Origin of the sequence: Pseudomonas sp. IT-P44, assembly GCF_949768225.1 — a bacterium.
GTDB lineage: Bacteria > Pseudomonadota > Gammaproteobacteria > Pseudomonadales > Pseudomonadaceae > Aquipseudomonas > Aquipseudomonas migulae.
The window spans coordinates 147,794-167,282 of record NZ_CATKQM010000057.1; the positions used below are offsets into that span (position 1 = coordinate 147,794).

The following is a 19,489-nucleotide window of genomic DNA, read 5'->3' on the forward strand; positions in this document are numbered from 1 at the left end:
TTTTAGGAGGATGAGAGGTGGTTATGAATATCAAGACACTGGGTTTGCCACTGGTAGCGGCAGCCCTTCTGGCCCTGGCCGGTTGCTCGACGCCAACGGTGGTGACGCTGCAGAACGGCACTCAATATTTGACCAAGGACATGCCAAAAGCCAATACCAAAGAAGGCTTTTACGAGTTCGAAGATATTTCCGGGGCGAAAGTGAAGGTCAAGGTTAATGACGTGGCCACGGTTCGCAAGGAAGACTGAAGGCCGCGTTATCGTTCTTCGCGAGCAAGCCCGCTCCCACATTTAACCGCATTCTTATGGGAGAACTCGGTTAAATGTGGGAGCGGGCTTGCTCGCGAAGAGGCCCTTACAGGCGCCACATCACCTTCAGGCGATGACGACATTGGCCAGGCTATCCAGCCCAACCCCGACCAGCGTCACCGAATCACTGCCAAACGTCAGCACCGTGTCTTGCCCCACAACCGTGGCATGGGCGCGTACGCCATCATTCGGCGCCACACCCTGAACCCCGAGAAACACCAGTTTGTCGTTCGCCTGATAACCCACGACCCGATCATGGCCAAACGCGCCACTGAACAGGAACGTATCGATCCCGCCACCCGCCTCCATCAGATCATTTCCTGCCCCGCCCACCAACACGTCGTTGCCTTGGCCGCCCACCAGATGGTCGTTGCCATCCAGACCAAACACCCAATCACCACCGGGATGCGCCTTCAACGTATCGGCCCCCGCTCCGCCCTTCAGCGTGGACGCGTACTGCGTCAGGTCATTGCCCACCGCAAGTCCGTTGGCGGTGACCTTGTGGGTCACGTCATCCTTGAACAGCCCCCAGAGAAACCCCGGCTCCTTCGTGACAATGCTGCCGATGTCGCGGGTGATGCTGATGCCGCCCTGCGCATCGCGGATGTACAGGTTCCCCGCGCCGTCATTGGCGAAATCGAAGTTTTTCACTGACTGCTGCAGATCCAGCACGTTACTGCCCTTGCCACCCAGCACGATGTTGTAGCCGCCGCCGTCGCGGAAGGTGTCGTTGCCGTCGCGGCCTTCCAGGTAATCGTTGCCCTTGCCGCCCTGGATCAGGTCGTTGCCGTCGCTGCCAATGATGAAGGTGCTGCCCTTGTGGGTTTCGGCGTTGCGGTTGAGGTCCTGAACCCAGGTGCTGCTGCGCGCCGGGTCAGAGAGGTTGGCAACAATGACGGTCGAATCCTTGCTGGTGAGGTCGTAGAACTTCGACTCCAGCACCCGCGTCATGCCATCGCCATACCCCGTGGGCAGGTGGGAAATCCAGGTCGGAATATTGAGGATGGAATACGGCAGCACATTCCACGCGGTCGAGGCGTAATGATCGTTGAAGCTGACAATGTTGTTGGTTGCCGAATCCTGATGCGCATCGTGCACGCCCAGCGACGACAAGTTGAAGGACGAGCCGTCGAGTGCGCGGAACACCGGGTCATTCTCATAACCGACGTTCAGCACTTTATCGGTGCTGCTTTGCGTCGGTGAGGCGTAGGCGATGTAGTTGGCATCCTTGTAGAACCCGGCCCACTTGTCGTTGCTCAGGTCCGCCAGGCTATTGACCGCCAGGCCGCCAAGGCTGTGGCCACTGACCAGCACGTCCTTGCCCGACAAGCCATTGGCCCGGGCAAACGCGGCAACATCGGCAAGCAAGTCGCCGAAGGCCTCGCCCACGTAGTTCTTCGCGTAATCCTTGGGCCCCAACGCGGCCAGCACGTCGTTGATCACGTCGGCGATCGAATCGCTGATCAGGCTTTCCCGAGGGCCACTGGTGCCGCGAAAGGCCACGCCGATTTCGCTTAGATGGCCCTGCGCATCGTACTTGCCGAGGATTTCCACTTGGGCGCTGGTGTACCCGGCCTTTTCGCCGAAGAACGTACCGCGCGCATCAACCTTGCCGTCGTAACCCAGCTGCGCAGCGGTGATCGGCGTCCAACCGGCTTTCTGCACCGCCGCCAGCGCGGCTTTTTCCGAATCCGGGTTCCACGGCACGCCGGGAATCACACCCTGGGAGTCAGTACCGCCAATCAACGCGGTCACCAGCGTCGCCGGCAATCCCAGGCCGAAGCCATTGTGCTGATAACCGGTGGCAAAGCCGTTATCGAGGTTGTGATAGGAGTACAGCGTGATTGCCATAGCGTCGGTGAACAACGCCTTTGAATCTGCTGTGCCGAAGTTTTTGTAGTCGTACACACCCATGGTAAAGCCTCTCTTTTGTTGGAATTGTCAGAGATCTTTCCGGCGTTCCTTCGGGCCTTGCCCAAATGCTTCGTCAACCTTGGCCAGGTCTTGCTCGTTCAAGGTGCCGGCGTAGTAATGCAACTTGGTCCATGCCATCAAATAGTCGTAGCGGCTCTGCGCGAGATCGCGGCGTGTGGTGTAGAGCTGCTGCTCGGCGTTCAGCGCGTCGAGGTTGACCCGCTCACCACCGAGAATGCTTTGCCGGGTCGACACCACCAGCGCTTCGGCGGACGTCAGTGCTTTCTGATAGGCCCGCAGCTTGTTCACCCCCGACAGGCACGCGCTGAACTGGCGACGCAACTCGATCAGGGTTTCCCGCGTCTTGCCGTCCAGTTCGTATTCGGCCTGTTCCATGGCGCGGCTGGCCTGACGGGTCGACGCCGAGACACCGCCACCGGCGTACAGCGGGACGTTGACCTCGATGCCGATGGTGTTGGTGTCGTAGCGCTGGTTGTAGGTGTTGCCGCTTTCCGATTCGTTCTGGCGCACCGTTGCGTAGGCGCTGACTTTGGGCAGGTGCCCGGCGCGATTGCGCTCCACCTCGTAGCGCGCCACTTCCAGTGCCTGACGTTGCGAGGCCAGGGCCGGATTGTTGGCGACCGCCATCTCATGCCAGGTGTCGTAATTGGCCGGTTGCAGGGTGAAAGTCTGGAACTGCTGATCCAGCGGCGCGAGATCGCTGATGTCGACGGCCGGCACGCCGATCAGCGCGCCCAGTTCTCGCAGGGACGCGTCCTGTTCGTTGCGGGCTTCGATTTCTTCGGCGATTGCCAGCTCGTAGCGTGACTCGGCTTCGAGGATGTCGGTGCGCGTGCCCTCGCCCTGACGGAACAATTGCTCGTTCTGCCTGAACTGTTGCTCGAAGGCTTTCTTCCTGGCCTGGGCGATGTCGATCTGGTCCTGGGCGAACAGCGCCTGGGTGTAGTTCTCCAGCACCCGCACCAGCAATTGCTGGCTCTTGCCGCGAAAGTTCTCATCGGCGAACAGCGACTGCGCCACGCCTTTGCGGTACGTCGCGTAGGCCTCGTAATCCAGCAGCGGTTGTTGCAGGGTCAACGACGAACCGTAACTGCTGTAGTTGCGGTCATCGCTCTGGTTTTGCCCGCGCTCGTTGAGGTAAGTGACCTTGGAGGTGTTGCGGCCCTTGTTGTAGTTGTAACCCAGTTTCGGCAGCAGCCCGGCGCGGCCGATCGCGCGGTTTTCAAGGCCGGCGTCGCGCTCCTTGATCGCGCCGAGGAACACCGGATCATTGCGCAACGCTTGCTCGTAAAGGTCGAACGGTCCCATGGCCATGGTCGGGTTGCAGGTCAGCAGCACAAGGCTCGCCGCAAACACAGACAGCTTATTCATACAGCGCAACATCCTTATTCCTCGGTCAACGCGGAACCTGCCCGATCGAGCAGCGGCTTGAACAGATAGTTGAGGAGCGAACGCTCGCCAGTGCGCACGAACATTTCCGCGGGCATGCCGGGCTTGATCACCAGGCCGTTGAGTTTTTCCATGGCGTGTTCGCTGACGCTGCTGCGCAGTACGTAATACGGAGCGCCGGTTTTCTCATCGACCATCTGGTCGGCGGAAATCAGGCTGACTTCGCCGGGAACCCGTGGCGTGCGGCTCTGGTTGAACGCGGTGAACAAAATGTCCACCGGCAAGTGCGTACCGACCTTGTCGATCAGGTTGATCGGCAGATGCCCTTCGACTTCCAGGCGAGTGCCCTGCGGAACGATTTCCAGCAGGGTTTCGCCCTGGCGCACCACCGCGCCTTCGGTATGCACCCCGAGGTTGACCGCGATGCCGTCGGCGGTGGCGATGATTTCGCTGTGCTGCAAGTCGAAACCGGCGGAGGTCAGTTGCTCCTCCAGCGTCACGCTTTTGAGCTGTGCGTCGGCCAGCTGAGTGCGGACTTCTTTCTGGTACTCCTCGACGTGTTGTTGCAGTTTCAGCCGCGATTCGAGGATGCCCTGCTCCACCCGGCCGCTTTCGCCGGTGTTTTCTGCCAATTGTTGTTGCACCTGCGACAGTTGGCGCTGGTACTCCATCAACCGATTGCGCGGGATGTAGCCGTTGTCCGCCAGCGGCTGAAGGTTGCTCAGTTGCTGTTGCAGGGAACTGGCCTGGGCGGTCAAGTCCGAGCGTGCGCGGCGCATGCCGGCCAGTTGCGCGCCAGCGCCTTCGATGCTCGCGCGCAAGGCAGCCTGCTCGCGGGAAAACGCTTCACGGCGACTGCTGAACAACTGCCGCTGGCCTTCCAGTACCAGCGCCAGACGCGGGTCGGGATCGTTGCTCAATTCCGCGGGGAAACTCACTTGTTTGAGGTTGTCCCGTTCGCTTTGCCAGCGCGCCAGGCTGGCCCAGGCCATGCGGTATTGCGCTTGCAGGGATTGCACGTCGGCGGTGACTTGGGTCTGGTCGAGTTGAAACAGCGGCTGACCCTGCTTCACCGCTTGACCTTCGCGCACCAGAATCCGGCTGACCACCCCGCTGCTCATCGATTGCACCGCTTTGCGCTTGCCCGAGACCACCACGGTGCCTTGCACCGGAATACCTTGGTCGAGCGGCGCCAGGCTGGCCCAAGTGAAGAAACTGCCGGCGCCGACGATGGCCAGAATCCAGCCCATGCGCGCAAAAAACCGCGCATCGCGCTCGGGGCGTTCGGCGATGTAGTCGTGTTCCATGCTGGCTTCGCTGAGGTTGCTCATACACCCGAACTCCTTGTCGAGGGCTGATACTGCCGGCTCATGCTCAACCCGCCCGGTGCCTGCGCGGGCTTTTGTTCCTGAGCACCGGAAAGCGCCTTGAGCACGTCCTGGCTTGGGCCGAACGCTTGCAAACGACCGTCGTTGAGCACCAGCAACTTGTCGGCCTGGGCCAGCGCCGAAGAGCGGTGAGTCACCAGGATCACGCTGGTGCCCTGGGCTTTCATCTGCGCAATGGCACTGGCCAGCGCCGCTTCGCCGACGGTGTCGAGGTTGGAGTTCGGTTCGTCCAGCACCACCAGGCTCGGCTTGCCGTACAAGGCACGCGCCAGTGCCACGCGCTGTTTCTGACCGCCGGACAAGCCACTGCCGTCCTCGCCGAGCAGCGTGTCGTAACCCTGAGGCATGCGCAGGATCAGTTCATGCACACCCGCCTGTTGCGCGGCCGCGACGACGGTTTGCGGATCGGCCTCACGGAACCGGGCGATGTTTTGCGCGATGCTGCCGCTGAACAGTTCGATGTCTTGCGGCAGATAACCGATGTAGGGACCGAGTTCGTCGCGATTCCAGCGATGGATATCGGCACCGTCGAGGCGCACCGTGCCACCAAGGGTCGGCCAGACGCCGACCAGCACTCGGGCCAGGGTCGATTTGCCGGAACCGGAAGCGCCCAGCACGCCGAGCACTTCGCCGGCATCGAGGCTGAAATTGACCAGGTGCAACGTCGCACCACGTTGCCCCGGAGGACCGGCGCTGACCTGCTCAAAACGGATGTGGCCCTTCGGAGCTGGCAGCGCCATGACGTCGTCGCTCGGCGGGAAGGCTTGCAGCAACGCATCGAGACGGCGGTAAGCGAGCTTGGCGCCGCTCCACTGTTTCCAGACCGCGATCAATTGATCGATGGGGCTCAGGACGCGGCCCATCAGGATCGAACCGGCAATCATCATCCCGGCAGTCATGTCGCCCTTGATCACCAGCAGCGCGCCCAGACCCAATACCAGGGATTGCAGGCACAGACGCAAGGTTTTGCTCAGGGAGCTGATGACCGCGCCGGTGTCGCTGGCCTTGTTTTGCTGGCCGAGGAAACGCGAATGCACCCGGAACCAGCGATGACGCAAGGCGCCGAGCATGCCCATGGCTTGAATGGTTTCAGCGTTATGCAGGTGACTGGTGGCCATCTGGCTGGACTTCTGGGAGAAAACCGCCGCTTCTCCCAAAGGCTTTTTGGTCATGGCCTCATTGAGGCACGCCAGCCCGATCAGCACTACCGCGCCCGCCGTGGCAAACACGCCGAGCCAGACGTTGAACAGATAGATCACGAGCAGGTACACCGGGAACCAGGGGGCATCGAAGAAGGCGAACAGCGCCGGGCCGGTCACGAACTGGCGAATGTGAGTCAAATCCCCCAGCGACTGCCCGGCGTTGCCTTCGCCCCTGAACAAATTGCGCTCGAAAGCGGCCTGATAAACCCGCAGGTTGAAGCGGCGTTCCAGTTGGCTGCCGATACGAATGACGATAAAACTGCGAATAATCTCCAGCAAGCCGATAAACGCAAAGAACCCCACGACCATCAGCGACAACATGGCCAGCGTGGTTTCATTTTGCGATGACAGCACCCGGTCATAGACCTGGAGCATATAAATAGAAGGCACTAACATCAGAATGTTGATTAGCGCCGTAAAACAACCGACGCTGATCAGAATGCTCTTGTAATCACCCAGCGCCCTTATTAACGGCGTGGAAACCGGGTTATTCGCCATCTTCATGGGCTCTTCCTGAGGTGTTATCCCTCGCCTGCCTGACGAGGTCGTTACTTACACTTTAATAACAACTTGGCGCATCTCGATTAATCAAGCGGGTGCTCAAGTATTATGATCAGCCCGGACTTTGAAGTGCCTCGATACAGCCCGTCGCGCTGACGACTGAAAAACACAATCTTCGACCCTTCCTTGCCGGTGAGCGCGATGCCGTCGGGCTCAGGGAACCAGCCGACCGGTTGTTCCTCCAGCCATTCGACGAGGCACTCTGTGCCGTCGCCCAACGTCTGGTTGGCTTTGAATTCGAGGGGGCAAACGATCGATGGGTTGTCTTGCTGCGTCACCCGCCATTTTCCCGCCAGCTCCGACGGGTCTGCCAACTTCAGGCTGCTTGCCATGGCTACATCTCCAAAAAACATCATGAGCGCGGCTAACAGCCACACGTTTGTTTTGCAGGTAAAAGCGTTACAAATCATAGGCGTTTCACTCAGGGTCGTGGCTCAAGTGACAAAGGGCGGCGCATCGGCGCCGCCCTCCTTCTGCCTTGAATCAGGCCACGATGTCCGAGTACGCCGCCTGGCCGACGGTGCTGACCAGGAAGTCCGCCACGCCATGCCCGGAGAAGTCCACCGACAGCAGGCTGTTACCACCGGAGGTCGTCAGCACGGCATCGCCCGCCGCACCCGTGAATGCGCTCACGAAATGCAGGCCTGCACCGTTGGTGATGCCGGTCAGGTCGATCTTGTCGAGGCCGCTGACAAAATCGAGGATCTGGTCGACTGCACCCGGTTTGGAGTCGCTGCTGGCGGCGAACACGAAGGTGTCCGAACCGGTGCCGCCCCACAACTTGTCCGCACCGCCCGCGCCGTAAAGGATGTCGTTGCCGGCACCGCCCTTCAGCTCGTTGGAGACACCGTTACCGATCAGCAAATCATTGCCCGAACCGCCAATGGCGTTTTCGACGGTGACGCCCTTGGCGATGGACACGTTACCCACCAGGCCGCCAACGTCGGAGAACGAGGTCTCATTGAGGTTGATCTTCTGGTTTTGGGTAAACCCGGAGAAATCCAGGGTGTCCTTGCCGCCCGCGTCCCACACCGAAAACACGACCTTGTCCGCCGACGAAGACGCGCTCAGGAAATCGCGACCGGTGTTGGAGTTGAAGCCGTAAGTGGTGTCACCGGTGCGAGTGGTGGTGTTGGCGCCGTAGAGTTTCTGGATGGCCGCGATATCGTCGATCAACGGGCCCGACGCATAAGCTTCGACGCCGCCCTTGCTGAAGTTCTGGCTGGTGTTGCTTTCACTCCAGTAACTCATGACGCTGTAGCCGCGGGTGTCTTGCCCGTAGGACGCGTCGTTGTAGGTCGGTGCGCCTTCACCGGCGTTGTAGTCGCCGGGGTGAGCCAGACCAAGGGTGTGCCCGATTTCGTGGGTCAGGGTTTGCCGGCCGTAGTTGTTCAGGTCCGGGGTCTTGTTGGGCGTGTAGCTGCTGTTGATCAGGTACCAGGAAGTCCCGTCGTAACCTGCGCCCGTGCCAGGCAAATAAGCGAATGCCGCTGCGCCGTCCTGGCCGCCGCTGTAGTTGCCGAAGGTCATGTGACCGTCGCCGCCGGTGGCCTTTTCCGTGAAGGTGACATTGGCGACGTCGGCCCAGGATTGCAGGGCGAGCACGGTCTGGCCTTTCTGCTGGGCACTGAACTGACTGAACCCGGTAATCCCGTGCTTGTTCATGGTGCTCGACGAGGCCGAGGTCAGGAACGTGTAGGTCAGTTCGATTTTGCCGCTGCCGTCCTTGTCCTGGTAGGCAGCTCCGTCGCGCAGCAATTGGGTGGCTGCCTGATCGACGGAAAACGAGGGTTTGCCATTGACCGTCAGATTGCCGCCACGGTCATACTGATGGCTGAAACTATTGATCTGGTTGAACGCAGAACTGGGAGCCGCCAAGGCTTGAAATGGCTGGAATGCCTGTTCAGCGGAATCAATAGCGCTGTCTTTTACTTTCGACATAAACACACTTCCTTGTTTTGCTATGGAACAGTTTTTTTAGATAGCAACAATCTCTGGCGAGATCGTCCTATCACTCGCCCAATGAAGGCGAAAGAAAACTGACACAATTTGAAATCAATCGTCCACTACTTTTTTGGCGTCAAGTTTGCGCACTTCAGAATATGCCCGAAAACAATAGGCGCGATTAGAAGTCGGCGTATTTAAAATAGTGAGCCAGCGTTATTGTCGGACAATCTACAATTTAAATATTAAATAAAAGTAAGTTGCCGGGATCAAAATCGTCCGACTATTGGCGTTTTGATTCGCGCACTTCCATGGGTAAAAATTAGACTTTTCGAAGAATGAGACCACACTGAATACCGGGTTAACTTTCTTCGCGGACCTCATGAAATGATCCGGGTGAAGTCGAGATGAAAAGGGTCACGCCCTTGTGGGTCAGGCTCATTACCGCCAGTGCGTGTGCGGCAACGAGCCTGTGCGCGAATGCCGGGACTTCTACGGTCCTGGCAACCAGCTTCGACTGCGCCAGGGCCAGCGCTGCCATCGAGAAGCTGATCTGCCGCACCCCACAACTGAAGCAGATGGACATAGAACTGACGCGCCTTTATCGCCTCGCGCTCACAGACGATCATTCCGTGCCGCGGCCTGACAAAGTCGAGATCGAACAACGGTTCTGGGTAGACGCCCGCAATCGCTGCTCTGCCGAGGCGGAGCCCAAGGCCTGCACGATCCGCAGTTATGCCGAGCGTGCGCATCAGCTACGGCAGGGCTCAGTGATTGCACGAACCAAGGATCCGAGCAGGCTCACCGACGGCCCGGTAGCCTTTCGTTGCACCGGGCTCAACGCGCTGATTGCCGTCACTTACTTCAATGTCGAGCCGCGTGTCGTGTACCTGAAATGGGCGAATACCTCTGCCACCCTTATCCAGGTGCCAAATGATTCCGCAACCCAATTCAACGGCAAGGATTACCGGGGGAGCTACAGCTTCTTGCAGAACGGCAGCGATGCCTTGTTCCAGATACCCGGCTCGGGGCAAATGAGTTGCACGGTCGAGCCGGTCGGCTGATTGCGCAACGGGACATCCTGTCCCGATGCCTTGGTACAACCTGTCAGCTGCCCGTGCGAATCTTGTTCCACACCCGTGTCCGTATCCGGTCGATGTTCAGTGGCATCGCTTCCAGCGCGAACAGTTTCCCCATCATTTCCGGGCTCGGATAAACCTTGGTGTCGTTCTTGATTGCCGGGTCGATCAGGCTGTCAGCCTGTTCGTTGCCATTGGCGTAGTGCACGTAGTTGCTGATGCTGGCCATGACGGCCGGGCGCAACAGGTAGTCCATGAAGGCGTAGCCGGCTTTTTCGTCCGGGGCGTCGGCGGGCATGGCGACCATGTCGAACCAGATGGCGGCGCCTTCCTTGGGAATCGCATAGCCGATGTCGACACCGTTCTTGGCTTCCCTGGCGCGGTTTTCGGCCTGCAGGATGTCGCCGGAGAAACCGACCGCCACGCAGATGTCGCCGTTGGCGAGGTCGCTGGTGTACTTGGACGAGTGGAAATAGCTAACGTAAGGCCGGACTTTCATCAGCAGTGCTTCAGCCTTCTTGTAGTCTTCCGGGTTTTTGCTGTGATGCGGCAAGCCCAGGTAGTTCAGCGCGGCCGGCAGCAGTTCAGGCCCGTTGTCGAGGATAGCCACGCCGCACTTCTGCAGCTTTGCCATGTTTTCGGGTTTGAAGATCAGGTCCCAGGAGTCCACCGGCGCGTTATCGCCCAGCACCGCCTTGACCTTGGCAATGTTGTAGCCGATGCCAGTGCTGCCCCACAGGTACGGGAAGCCATGCTCGTTGCCCGGGTCGTTGGTTTGCAGGGCTTTGAGCAGTACCGGGTTGAGGTTCTTCCAGTTCGGCAACTGGCTCTTGTCGAGCTTCTTCAGCGCCCCACCCTCGATCTGCCGGGCCATGAAGTGGTTGGACGGGAACACCACGTCGTAACCGGATTTGCCGGTCATCAACTTGCCGTCGAGGGTTTCGTTGCTGTCGTACACGTCATAGCTGAAGCCGATGCCGGTTTCTTTCTGGAAGTCTTTGGTGGTGTCCGGGGCGATGTAGTCCGACCAGTTGTAGATCTTCACGGTGTCGGCGGCGTGACTGAGGCTCACGAAGAGCGCCAAGGGAGCGAGTGCCAGGGTCTTTCGGATCATGAGTGGATTCCTGTGTGAGTTTTTGTTGGCAGGCAATCAGAGGATCAAAAAATCAAAACGTAGGTCTTGCGTACGGTTTCCTGGATGTCCCAGATACCGAGGCTGTTGGCTGGCAACATCAGTGCGTCGCCGGCTTCTATGTGGAGGGCTTCACCGTCATCTGGAGTGAAGGTGCAGCGTCCCTGGATGAAATGACAGAATTCCTGGGCCACGATCTGCCGACGCCAACGGCCGGGGGTGCATTCCCAGACGCCGGTTTCGACACCGTCGTCGCGTTCGACGCTGGTGGTGGACGCCACCGCCACGGGAGTTCCCAACGGCACGGCGACCGGGTTTGATTCGTCCAGCTTCAGGGTTGCGGTGTTCTTGAACTGCGTGATGCCCATGGGAGTACCTGTCTATGGAGAAAGCGCCGATTACTGCATGAAACCTTCCATGAACCCGGCGACCCCGCTGGCCAGTTTGCGTCGCCAAGGCGCGGTAGCCGGGTTGGCCAGGGTCTGGTCTTCATGGACGAAGCTGCGGATGATCGCGTTGTAGCCGAGCCAGCGGCAGGGTTCCGGTTCCCAGGGTTTCAGTGCATCGAGACCGCCCTGAGGGATGACCCACGGCTGGCGAACCAGCTCGGTATCGCGTTGCAGGATCAAGTCGGCCAAGGTCCGTCCACCCAGGTTGCTGGCACCAACGCCCTCCCCGCCATATCCGCCGGAAATCGCAATGCCGCTCGCGTGATCGCACAACATGTGCGGCTTGAACCGCCGGGACATGCCGAGGTTGCCGCCCCAGCCATGGGTAATACGTACGTGCTTGAGTTGTGGGAAGAGTTCGCCGAACAGGTAACGCCGCAAGTCGACTTCACTGGCGGTCAGGTCGAAGTCATGACGCAGCTTGCCGGCAAACTGATAGCCGCCCCGCGCGCCGAACACCAGGCGGTTATCCGCCGTACGCTGACCGTAAGTCACCTGGCGACTGCTTTCGCCGAACGCCTGCCCGTGGCTCAGGCCGATTTCGTCCCAAGTGGCGGCGGACAGCGGTTCGGTGGCGACGATCAGGCTTTGCACCGGCAACTGATAGCGCCCCAGCGGAGGCAGCGTGGTCGCGTACCCTTCTACCGCCGGAACGATCCAGCGGCTGCGCACCATGGCCTTCGCCGTGCGCAGGCTGCCCGATTGCCAGTGGGTGACCGGACTGTTTTCGTAAATCCTGACGCCCATGCGTTCGACCGTCCGGGCCAGACCTCGCACCAACTTTGCCGGGTGCAGGGTCGCCACGTGCGGTGCATAGATACCGCCATAAGGCTTGGCGATTCTGATCTGTTGCGCCAATTGCTCGGGGCTGAGCCAGCGGTAATGGCTTTCCGTCAGGCCCTGGCCATACAGTTTGTCCAGATACTGTCGCAGGCTGGCTTCCTGTTCCGGATACCGCGCCGCGCAATACAGCGCCCCGCCTTTACGGTAATCGCAGTCGATGCCTTCACGTTCGAGGACAACTTCTACTTCATCGGGAATGCTATGCAGCAGGTCATACGACGCCCGCCGCCGCTCGGCCGGTAAATCGGCGAGCAAGCGGTCTTCCCCCAGGAGGTTGCCCATCAACCAGCCGCCATTACGCCCGGAGGCACCAAAACCGGCGGTTTGCGCTTCAACGATGGCAATGTTCAGGCCCGGCGCCAGGCGCTTGAGGTAGTACGCGGTCCAGAGCCCGGTGTACCCCGCGCCGATGATGGCGACGTCGACGTCAAGATCGTGTTCCAACGCCGGACGCGCCAACAACGGCTCGTCGAGTTGATCCATCCACAAACTGATAGTGCGCCACGCCGGCATGCAAGACTCCGCCACTCAAACTTCGATGGCGTTGATCCTAGTGCGTGGGCTCAGAGGCTGTCTTGCGCGCGTGCACGCAAAGAAATTTGTTTGACGTAGGCCTTGGGCGACAGACCGGTGTGCTGGCGGAAACAGCTATAGAACGCCGAGAGCGAATTGAAGCCGGCGGCAAACGCCAGATCGTCGATACGCAGTGGCGGCGCGGCGTTTTCCAGCGCGGCGAGCACATGCTGCAAGCGCGCCTGGTTAACGTAGCGGTAGAAACTCTGGCCCAGCACCTGGTTCAGCAGATAGGACATCTGATTGCGGCTGTACCCGCACGCCTTCGCCACCCGTTGCAGGTCGAGCTCCGGGTCCAGATAGGGTTGCTGGCGCTGGAAATACTGTTGCAGGTCTTGCGCCATGAAACTCAGCTGACGCGGCGACAACCCGAGCCGACTGACGGCCGGGCGCGCACTGTTTGCGGTTTTGCTGACGGGCTGCTCATGCACCAGCGAGGCGTACTCGTTAACCCGCCAGATCAGACCGTCACGGACAGTAATCGCCTCGCTGGCCCGAAATGACACCAACCCTTCACCGCCGCGCAGGGTAATGCGGTACTGAATGAACGCGGTGTTGCCGTCCAGACGGATGCGGTCCGAGTGTTCCAGCGCTTCATCCGGATCGCGCGGCATGCTGCTGCGCACGTACTCGCGCAATTCGTCCAGCCCCATCACGCGGTTCTGGAAGAAGTCGCTGTACTGGATGTCCGGGTGATACAGCGCCATGACACCGTCCAGGTCGCGGTGCTTCCAGCGCAGGTGATAGCGCATGACCGTTTCGCTCGTGGCCTGGGTTTGCAGCGGGCCATCATCATCGGCATGCATAAAGGACTCGACGAGAAAAAGGCGAGCTTGCCGAAATTCCGCACCGGCTTCAATGAGCAAGCAGTACCGGCCTTTTGCTGAAAGGTCACAGCGCTTTGACCCGAATCAAAAAAAAGCAACCAATTGCCAATCGGCCTGAAAAATCCACATTATTTTCACATGCGGATGCTACTTTTAAAGACAGTCAACGGTTGAGCCAATGAAGGCTCTTCCCTCCTAACATGAGCTAATGGAAGCGCTCGATGAATCAGGCGGGCAACATATGAATAAAGGGTTCAGTAAAGTCACCTTTCCAAACGCCTGCCAGCTGATGCGCTGGCATTTTCATCCCATGGGTTTTGAGGCGAGCATGGACGCACCGGGCAGCATGATTGCCCGTCTTTTTGACCGTGCCACGGGCGAGACCATGATCGCCATTGCCGGCATTCCATGCGCCACTGTCATGAACGCAGCGGACGTAGAACGAATCATTGAAGCGGTGGAGGATGAGCTTGAGTCTTTCATTCCTCCGGTGGCCCTCAAGAGTTATGCCTGAAGGTTGAAGCGCAATTGCCCTAATAAAAAGCCCACATCTTGTGGGCTTTTTTGTGAGTACGGGTTTACGCCGATGTCTTGCTCCGGTGATCGGCAAAAAACGCCTTGCCCTTACCGATCCGGTCGGAGGCCTTGGGCATGTTCGCCGCCTGGGTGTCCTGGCCATCGACATACCAGTAGCAATGGCTGACCGCGCGGGTGATGCCGACATAGGCCAGCCGCAGAATTTCGTCTTTTTGCGCATTATCGTAAGCTTCGTTGTCGCCAGCCTTGCCCAGACCCGCCATGCGGTAAACCTGATTCTTGTAGGGCGAGCTGGTCAGGTGTTGGCAGTCTCCCAGCAAAAACACAGCGTCGGCCTGAAGGCCCTTGGCGCTGTGATAGGTCAACTGCTTCAGTCGTCGCGATTCGTACGGCAAGCTAGAATCCACATTAACTACAGACTGAATATGCTCTTCTATCAATGACTTATCGCTGCTTTTTCGATAAAGCATCAAGATTGTATCGCCCTGCCTGTAGTGTTCCATCAACCGCTTGGCCAAGCCTTGATCATCGCGATCGAGCACGTTGACTGGCAGCAATGCCTTCGACTCGCCACTGGCCTTGGCCTTCTTGCCGGCGATGGCCGGTGCGGCGCGCACGATGTGTTCGGCGGCATCGATGATGTGTTGATGGCTGCGATAGTTGTCGCTGAGCATGACCTTGGTCGTGCTCGGCGAAGGGAACTCCTTGTTGAACTCCATGAAATACGTCGGCGAACTGCCGCGCCATCCATAAATGGACTGCCAGTCATCGCCCACGCACAGCAGCGACGAACGCTGAGCGCCGCGCCCCACGTGCATGGCCGGGCCGCGACTGCGAATCTCGGCGAGGCTGGCACGAATCCAGGAGACAATCTGCGGCGATACGTCCTGAAACTCGTCGATCATCAGGTGCGACAGCGGTCGCAGCAGCTCATCGCTCAACAGCTTCTGGTTTTCTGGGGAATGCTCGCTGAACAAGGCGAACATGCGGTTGTAGGTCATCACCGGGGGCTTCTGATCCAGCAGATGATCTTCCAGGGCTCGCCAGAACAGGCTCAAGGCCTCGAAGAAAAACCGGTCTGGGTCGTCCTTGGCGAAGCTCATCTGGCCCACGGCATTCGGGACATCCAGGCCAAGGTTTTCGATGAACCCGGCCGCCGCGACAAAACAGTCCAGCAACGGCGCGGAACCGAGCTCGCCCTTGACCTTGTAATCGAACCCCGGCCCGGCGCTGGCATCGCCCGCAAGGGAGGCCAAAACACGCTTTGAAGTTTCATAACTATCTAGCCATATCAGAGGCTTACGACAGAAAGCTTGAAACAGGGTTCGCTTTACCGCCCATTCTGCACGGACGCTGAGCTTGGCATTCGGGCGGCTGACCTGCGGGTTTTCCCGAGGATCGAAACCCAGCACGACCCACGCGTCCAGGCTCGGAATGTAGCCATGGCAATGGAAGGTCGAGCCATTGATATCAAACGACTGGCGATTGGGCTCGATGCCTTTGATGGGCCAGGCACCCGCGCGAAACCACAGATCTTCAATCAAGTCGCACAGTTCTTCATCACGCTTGGCGGCCAGCTCAGTCACGGCCATGCGCTTTTGCACGTCCGGGTGATCGCGCTCCAGCTCCTTGAGCTGCAAGGCATGGCGCGACAAAGGTTTGATCAGTTCGCGAAAGCGCTCATCACGCGTGTGCAGGTTGTGATAGCAGGCGTTGAGCTGCTGACGCTGGGCGTCGTTGATGCGCAAGTCGAAAGGATTGCTATCGGCCTCCTCATCAGCGCCTTGCACACGGTTGCTGAGGTTTTCAAACGCTTGCAGCCGCTCGAAGCCCGGCAGGCTGCGCACCATGGGCAGGATTCGCGAATGGAAGGTGCGCACCAGGTCCCGCGCTTCCTTGAAACCGAGCGGCCGCCCCCAGAGCGCAAACATCTCGATCAGTTTGTTGATGAAGTCCTTGCGCGACTCCCGTGTAAAGGTCACGACGGTCATTGAGCTCAGCTCGAAACCCAGATAGTGGGTCAGCAGCAAAATACGCAGCACCAGGGTGGTCGACTTGCCCGCCCCCGCGCCGGCGATGACCGACGTCGATGGCGTATCGCTGAAGATCATTTTCCACTGCGCGGCGCTGGGTTGCGCGTGCGGCGCGAGCAAACGAGCGACATCGGCCTTCATGCGCTTTTTCAGCTCTGCGCTCAATGGCAGGCGCCAGTCGTCGAACAGGTTGTCATCGACGTTGGGGGGCCGGTGTTCGGTGGAGCGCGAGTCACGAATCAGCAACACCTGCCGACCTTCCTCCAACCCTTCGAGCTTGCCTTCCTTATAGCCGTAATCCACTCCAGCGCTGTGACCGCTGCGAAAACCGTCGGCCTGGCCATGCAGCCACGACGCCCGATGTTGTGCACGCAGACGCGTCAGCCCGTGGCCAAAGAATCGGGCGGCCAGGCGCTTGAGCAGCGGCATCTCGGCCAAGGGACGAAGTTCAGGAGGAAGATCGGGGGTGTGTTGCGGCACGCGGGCTGACTCCAGGGTGTGAGGCTGTTGAGGGCTATGGTGTCTGCATTTGCCGTTCAGTTCTAGTGAAATGCTTACAGGTCATTGGCTTATGCGATGAAGTGAAGGCTGGATGAGAATGTTTCGAGGTGATTTGATATCAATTTATTCGATTGTATTGAGGCATTTTTTACGCTTTTTATCGATCAGTGCCTGATAGATGATGCTCGCCATTCACCACCCCTTTCAGGAGACGATCATGCTCGAACTCAGACCCTTCAACTCCCTGGGCGGCGCCCACCATGGCTGGCTGGATGCTCATCACCACTTTTCGTTCGCCGAATACTACGACCCTAAACGTATGAACTGGGGCAACCTTCGGGTGTGGAACGACGACGTGATCGCCTCGGGTACCGGTTTCCCGAAACACCCGCACCGGGACATGGAAATCATCACGTATGTCCGTGAAGGTGCGATTACCCACGAGGACAACCTCGGTAACAAGGGCCGCACCGAAGCAGGCGATGTGCAAGTCATGAGCGCCGGCACCGGGATCGCTCACAGTGAGTACAACCTGGAAGCGACTGAAACCAGGATCTTCCAGATCTGGATCATCCCGAACGAAACAGGCCTGGCACCGTCCTGGGGCGCAAAACCGTTCCCTAAAGGCCAGCGCGAAGGCTTCGTGACCCTGGCCAGCGGCAAGGCCGGCGACGATCAAAGCCTGCGGATCCGTGCGGATGCGCGCCTGGTTGCGGCGAACCTGAAGGCTGGCGAGTCTGCGGAGTATCGTCTGGACAATGGCCGCCGTGCTTACCTGGTTCCGGCGACGGGCGTGATTGAAGTCAATGGCTTGCGAGCACAAGCTCGAGATGGTGTTGCGGTGGCTGATGAGCAGGTGTTGCGCGTGACGGCCATTGAAGACAGTGAGATTGTTTTGGTGGACCTGGCTTGATTGGGTAAATGCAGGGCAAAAAAAGGGGCGACTGTCATAGTCGCCCCTTTTTTTTTGCCGATGGCTTTACTGACGCCTTCGCGGGCAAGTCGGGTCGCCGCACCGCTCGTTCCTACAGGTTTACGCCAACCACATTGAACCGTACGACATCGTTCTTGTAGGAGCGAGCGGTGCGGCGACCCGACTTGCCCGCGAAGGGGCCCTCACTTATTTCGCAGAAATCGCGCCATCCACCAATGTTTGAGCTTCAGCAACCAACTGCTTGAGGTGTTCGTCACTGACGAAACTCTCGGCGTAGATCTTGTAGATGTCTTCGGTACCCGACGGACGCGCCGCGAACCAGCCGTTTTCGGTCATGACTTTCAAACCACCGATCGCCTGGTCATTACCCGGCGCGTGGCTGAGGATGCTCTGGATCGCTTCGCCCGCAAGCTGGGTCGACGTGACCTGCTCCGGTGACAACTTGCTCAGCAAGGCTTTCTGTTGCGGATTGGCCTTGGCATCGACCCGCACCGAGAACGGTTCACCCAGTTCATCGGTCAACGCGCGATACGCCTGGCTCGGGTCGCGACCAGTGCGGGCGGTCATTTCCGCAGCCAGCAGGGCCGGGATCAAACCGTCCTTGTCAGTGCTCCACACGCCACCGTCCTTGCGCAGGAACGAGGCGCCGGCGCTTTCTTCGCCGCCAAAACCCAGCGAGCCATCGAACAGACCGTCCGCAAACCATTTGAAACCGACCGGCACTTCGTACAAGCGACGGCCCAAACGCTTGGCCACGCGATCGATCAAGCCACTGCTGACCACGGTTTTACCCACGGCTGCATCGGCGCGCCATTGCGGGCGGTTCTGGAACAGGTAGTCGATGGACACTGCCAGATAGCTGTTCGGCGCGAGCAAACCACCGGACGGCGTCACGATGCCATGGCGATCGTGATCCGGGTCGCAGGCGAACGCGACGTCAAAACGCTCTTTCAGGCCGATCAGGCCTTGCATGGCGTGGCTGGACGAAGGGTCCATGCGGATCTGGCCATCCCAGTCGACCGTCATGAAGCGGAAGGTCGGATCGACCTGCGTGTTCACCACGTCCAGATCCAGCTTGTAATGCTCGGCAATCGCCGACCAGTAACGCACCCCTGCGCCGCCCAGCGGATCGACGCCCAGACGGAGTTTGGCGTCGCGGATGGCGTCAAAGTCGATCACGTTGATCAGGTCGGCGACATAGGTGTTGAGGTAATCGTGACGGTGCGTGGTGCTGGCCTTCAGCGCCTGCTCGTAGCTGATGCGCTTGACGCCGGCGAGCTTGTTGCCCAGCAGCTCGTTGGCCTTGGCTTCGATCCACTTGGTGATGTGGGTGTCGGCCGGGCCACCGTTGGTGGGGTTGTATTTGTAGCCACCGCTTTGCGGCGGGTTATGGGACGGCGTGATGACGATGCCGTCTGCCAGGCCCGAGGTGCGGCCACGGTTGTAGCAGAGAATCGCGTGGGAAATCGCTGGTGTCGGGGTGTACTCGTCACCCTCGGCAATCATCACCGTCACGCCGTTGGCGGCCAGCACTTCGAGGGCGCTGGCGCCCGCCGGGGTCGACAGCGCGTGGGTGTCGATGCCGACGAACAGCGGACCATCGATGCCCTGGGCTTCGCGGTACAGGCAGATCGCCTGGCTGATCGCCAGAACGTGCCATTCGTTGAAACTCAAGTCGAACGAGCTACCTCGGTGCCCGGACGTGCCGAAAGCGACACGCTGGGTGGAGATCGCGGCATCGGGCTGGCCGGTGTAATAAGCCGTTACCAGTCGCGGGATGTCGACCAACAACTCTGCCGGTGCCGGTTTGCCCGCAAAAGGACTGAGTGTCATGCAAAACCTCTGAATAGAGTG

The 19,489-nt window shown here is 59.5% G+C and carries 16 protein-coding genes; 4 read left to right on the forward strand and 12 right to left on the reverse strand.

The genetic code is table 11. From position 1 onward, the window contains the following. The first annotated feature begins 23 nt into the window (after positions 1 to 23). Complete coding sequence (locus ACM6IO_RS24490) at positions 24 to 248, forward strand: YgdI/YgdR family lipoprotein (protein ID WP_008026328.1); 225 nt, start codon at positions 24 to 26, stop codon at positions 246 to 248. 126 nt (positions 249 to 374) lie between these two features. Here ACM6IO_RS24490 and ACM6IO_RS24495 read toward each other — a convergent pair whose 3' ends face one another. The 6 genes from ACM6IO_RS24495 to ACM6IO_RS24520 all read right to left on the reverse strand — a co-directional run bounded on the left by ACM6IO_RS24495 (position 375) and on the right by ACM6IO_RS24520 (position 8,724). Then, positions 375 to 2,222, reverse strand: coding sequence for a polyurethanase (locus ACM6IO_RS24495; RefSeq protein WP_414912401.1), 1,848 nt, complete (start codon positions 2,220 to 2,222; stop codon positions 375 to 377). A 27-nt stretch (positions 2,223 to 2,249) separates the two neighbouring features. Next, positions 2,250 to 3,626, reverse strand: coding sequence for a TolC family outer membrane protein (locus ACM6IO_RS24500; RefSeq protein WP_192227160.1), 1,377 nt, complete (start codon positions 3,624 to 3,626; stop codon positions 2,250 to 2,252). A 2-nt stretch (positions 3,627 to 3,628) separates the two neighbouring features. After that, positions 3,629 to 4,963 (reverse strand): HlyD family type I secretion periplasmic adaptor subunit, encoded by a 1,335-nt coding sequence (locus ACM6IO_RS24505; protein WP_414912402.1) that lies wholly within the window; start codon positions 4,961 to 4,963, stop codon positions 3,629 to 3,631. Then, complete coding sequence (locus ACM6IO_RS24510; RefSeq protein WP_414912403.1) at positions 4,960 to 6,726, reverse strand: type I secretion system permease/ATPase; 1,767 nt, start codon at positions 6,724 to 6,726, stop codon at positions 4,960 to 4,962. The genes ACM6IO_RS24505 and ACM6IO_RS24510 overlap by 4 nt, the downstream gene beginning before the upstream one ends. Positions 6,727 to 6,806: 80 nt before the next feature. Continuing rightward, entirely contained in the window at positions 6,807 to 7,193 is a 387-nt protein-coding gene (locus ACM6IO_RS24515) for an AprI/Inh family metalloprotease inhibitor (protein WP_207284344.1), read from the reverse strand. 73 nt (positions 7,194 to 7,266) lie between these two features. Continuing rightward, positions 7,267 to 8,724 carry a serralysin family metalloprotease gene (locus tag ACM6IO_RS24520; protein ID WP_223434323.1) on the reverse strand — a complete coding sequence of 486 codons (1,458 nt, stop codon included), beginning with the start codon at positions 8,722 to 8,724 and terminating at the stop codon, positions 7,267 to 7,269. Between the two features lie 410 nt (positions 8,725 to 9,134). Between ACM6IO_RS24520 and ACM6IO_RS24525 the strand changes: the two genes are divergently transcribed. Continuing rightward, entirely contained in the window at positions 9,135 to 9,791 is a 657-nt protein-coding gene (locus tag ACM6IO_RS24525) for a hypothetical protein (RefSeq protein WP_032828617.1), read from the forward strand. 43 nt (positions 9,792 to 9,834) lie between these two features. On the opposite strand, the gene ACM6IO_RS24530 is transcribed toward ACM6IO_RS24525, so the two are convergent. The 4 genes from ACM6IO_RS24530 to ACM6IO_RS24545 are packed head-to-tail and all read right to left on the reverse strand — an operon-like array spanning position 9,835 to position 13,609. Further along, positions 9,835 to 10,920: a polyamine ABC transporter substrate-binding protein gene (locus tag ACM6IO_RS24530; protein WP_192227154.1), complete on the reverse strand. Its 1,086-nt coding sequence runs from the start codon at positions 10,918 to 10,920 to the stop codon at positions 9,835 to 9,837. A gap of 44 nt (positions 10,921 to 10,964) precedes the next feature. After that, the gene (locus tag ACM6IO_RS24535) at positions 10,965 to 11,306 is read right to left on the reverse strand and encodes a cupin domain-containing protein (RefSeq protein ID WP_226299408.1); all 342 of its coding nucleotides are present in this window, start codon (positions 11,304 to 11,306) and stop codon (positions 10,965 to 10,967) included. Positions 11,307 to 11,336: 30 nt separating this feature from the next. Continuing rightward, on the reverse strand, positions 11,337 to 12,743 hold the full coding sequence (locus ACM6IO_RS24540; RefSeq protein ID WP_414912404.1) for an NAD(P)/FAD-dependent oxidoreductase: 1,407 nt from the start codon (positions 12,741 to 12,743) through the stop codon (positions 11,337 to 11,339). Between the two features lie 50 nt (positions 12,744 to 12,793). Then, positions 12,794 to 13,609, reverse strand: a complete 816-nt coding sequence (locus tag ACM6IO_RS24545) for a helix-turn-helix transcriptional regulator (protein ID WP_192227151.1) — start codon at positions 13,607 to 13,609, stop codon at positions 12,794 to 12,796. A 262-nt stretch (positions 13,610 to 13,871) separates the two neighbouring features. On the opposite strand from ACM6IO_RS24545, the gene ACM6IO_RS24550 reads away from it, so the two are divergent. Beyond that, positions 13,872 to 14,144 (forward strand): DUF1652 domain-containing protein, encoded by a 273-nt coding sequence (locus tag ACM6IO_RS24550; protein ID WP_192227150.1) that lies wholly within the window; start codon positions 13,872 to 13,874, stop codon positions 14,142 to 14,144. Positions 14,145 to 14,208: 64 nt separating this feature from the next. Here ACM6IO_RS24550 and ACM6IO_RS24555 read toward each other — a convergent pair whose 3' ends face one another. Beyond that, a complete protein-coding gene (locus ACM6IO_RS24555; RefSeq protein ID WP_414912405.1) occupies positions 14,209 to 16,680 on the reverse strand; it encodes a UvrD-helicase domain-containing protein in 2,472 nt (823 codons plus the stop codon). A gap of 238 nt (positions 16,681 to 16,918) precedes the next feature. Between ACM6IO_RS24555 and ACM6IO_RS24560 the strand changes: the two genes are divergently transcribed. Further along, positions 16,919 to 17,614, forward strand: coding sequence for a pirin family protein (locus tag ACM6IO_RS24560; RefSeq protein WP_008044296.1), 696 nt, complete (start codon positions 16,919 to 16,921; stop codon positions 17,612 to 17,614). A 207-nt stretch (positions 17,615 to 17,821) separates the two neighbouring features. Here the strand turns inward: ACM6IO_RS24560 and pgm are convergent, their stop codons facing one another. Further along, positions 17,822 to 19,468 (reverse strand): phosphoglucomutase (alpha-D-glucose-1,6-bisphosphate-dependent), encoded by a 1,647-nt coding sequence (pgm, locus tag ACM6IO_RS24565; RefSeq protein ID WP_192416332.1) that lies wholly within the window; start codon positions 19,466 to 19,468, stop codon positions 17,822 to 17,824. Positions 19,469 to 19,489 lie beyond the last annotated feature (21 nt).

What these genes read in the sequence shown, in the direction of transcription:
- ACM6IO_RS24490 (WP_008026328.1), top strand. Translation starts at nt 24, where the DNA reads ATGAATATCAAGACACTGGGTTTGCCACTGGTAGCGGCAGCCCTTCTG.
- ACM6IO_RS24495 (WP_414912401.1), bottom strand. Translation starts at nt 2,222, where the DNA reads ATGGGTGTGTACGACTACAAAAACTTCGGCACAGCAGATTCAAAGGCG.
- ACM6IO_RS24500 (WP_192227160.1), bottom strand. Translation starts at nt 3,626, where the DNA reads ATGTTGCGCTGTATGAATAAGCTGTCTGTGTTTGCGGCGAGCCTTGTG.
- ACM6IO_RS24505 (WP_414912402.1), bottom strand. Translation starts at nt 4,963, where the DNA reads ATGAGCAACCTCAGCGAAGCCAGCATGGAACACGACTACATCGCCGAA.
- ACM6IO_RS24510 (WP_414912403.1), bottom strand. Translation starts at nt 6,726, where the DNA reads ATGAAGATGGCGAATAACCCGGTTTCCACGCCGTTAATAAGGGCGCTG.
- ACM6IO_RS24515 (WP_207284344.1), bottom strand. Translation starts at nt 7,193, where the DNA reads ATGATTTGTAACGCTTTTACCTGCAAAACAAACGTGTGGCTGTTAGCC.
- ACM6IO_RS24520 (WP_223434323.1), bottom strand. Translation starts at nt 8,724, where the DNA reads ATGTCGAAAGTAAAAGACAGCGCTATTGATTCCGCTGAACAGGCATTC.
- ACM6IO_RS24525 (WP_032828617.1), top strand. Translation starts at nt 9,135, where the DNA reads ATGAAAAGGGTCACGCCCTTGTGGGTCAGGCTCATTACCGCCAGTGCG.
- ACM6IO_RS24530 (WP_192227154.1), bottom strand. Translation starts at nt 10,920, where the DNA reads ATGATCCGAAAGACCCTGGCACTCGCTCCCTTGGCGCTCTTCGTGAGC.
- ACM6IO_RS24535 (WP_226299408.1), bottom strand. Translation starts at nt 11,306, where the DNA reads ATGGGCATCACGCAGTTCAAGAACACCGCAACCCTGAAGCTGGACGAA.
- ACM6IO_RS24540 (WP_414912404.1), bottom strand. Translation starts at nt 12,743, where the DNA reads ATGCCGGCGTGGCGCACTATCAGTTTGTGGATGGATCAACTCGACGAG.
- ACM6IO_RS24545 (WP_192227151.1), bottom strand. Translation starts at nt 13,609, where the DNA reads ATGCATGCCGATGATGATGGCCCGCTGCAAACCCAGGCCACGAGCGAA.
- ACM6IO_RS24550 (WP_192227150.1), top strand. Translation starts at nt 13,872, where the DNA reads ATGAATAAAGGGTTCAGTAAAGTCACCTTTCCAAACGCCTGCCAGCTG.
- ACM6IO_RS24560 (WP_008044296.1), top strand. Translation starts at nt 16,919, where the DNA reads ATGCTCGAACTCAGACCCTTCAACTCCCTGGGCGGCGCCCACCATGGC.
- pgm (WP_192416332.1), bottom strand. Translation starts at nt 19,468, where the DNA reads ATGACACTCAGTCCTTTTGCGGGCAAACCGGCACCGGCAGAGTTGTTG.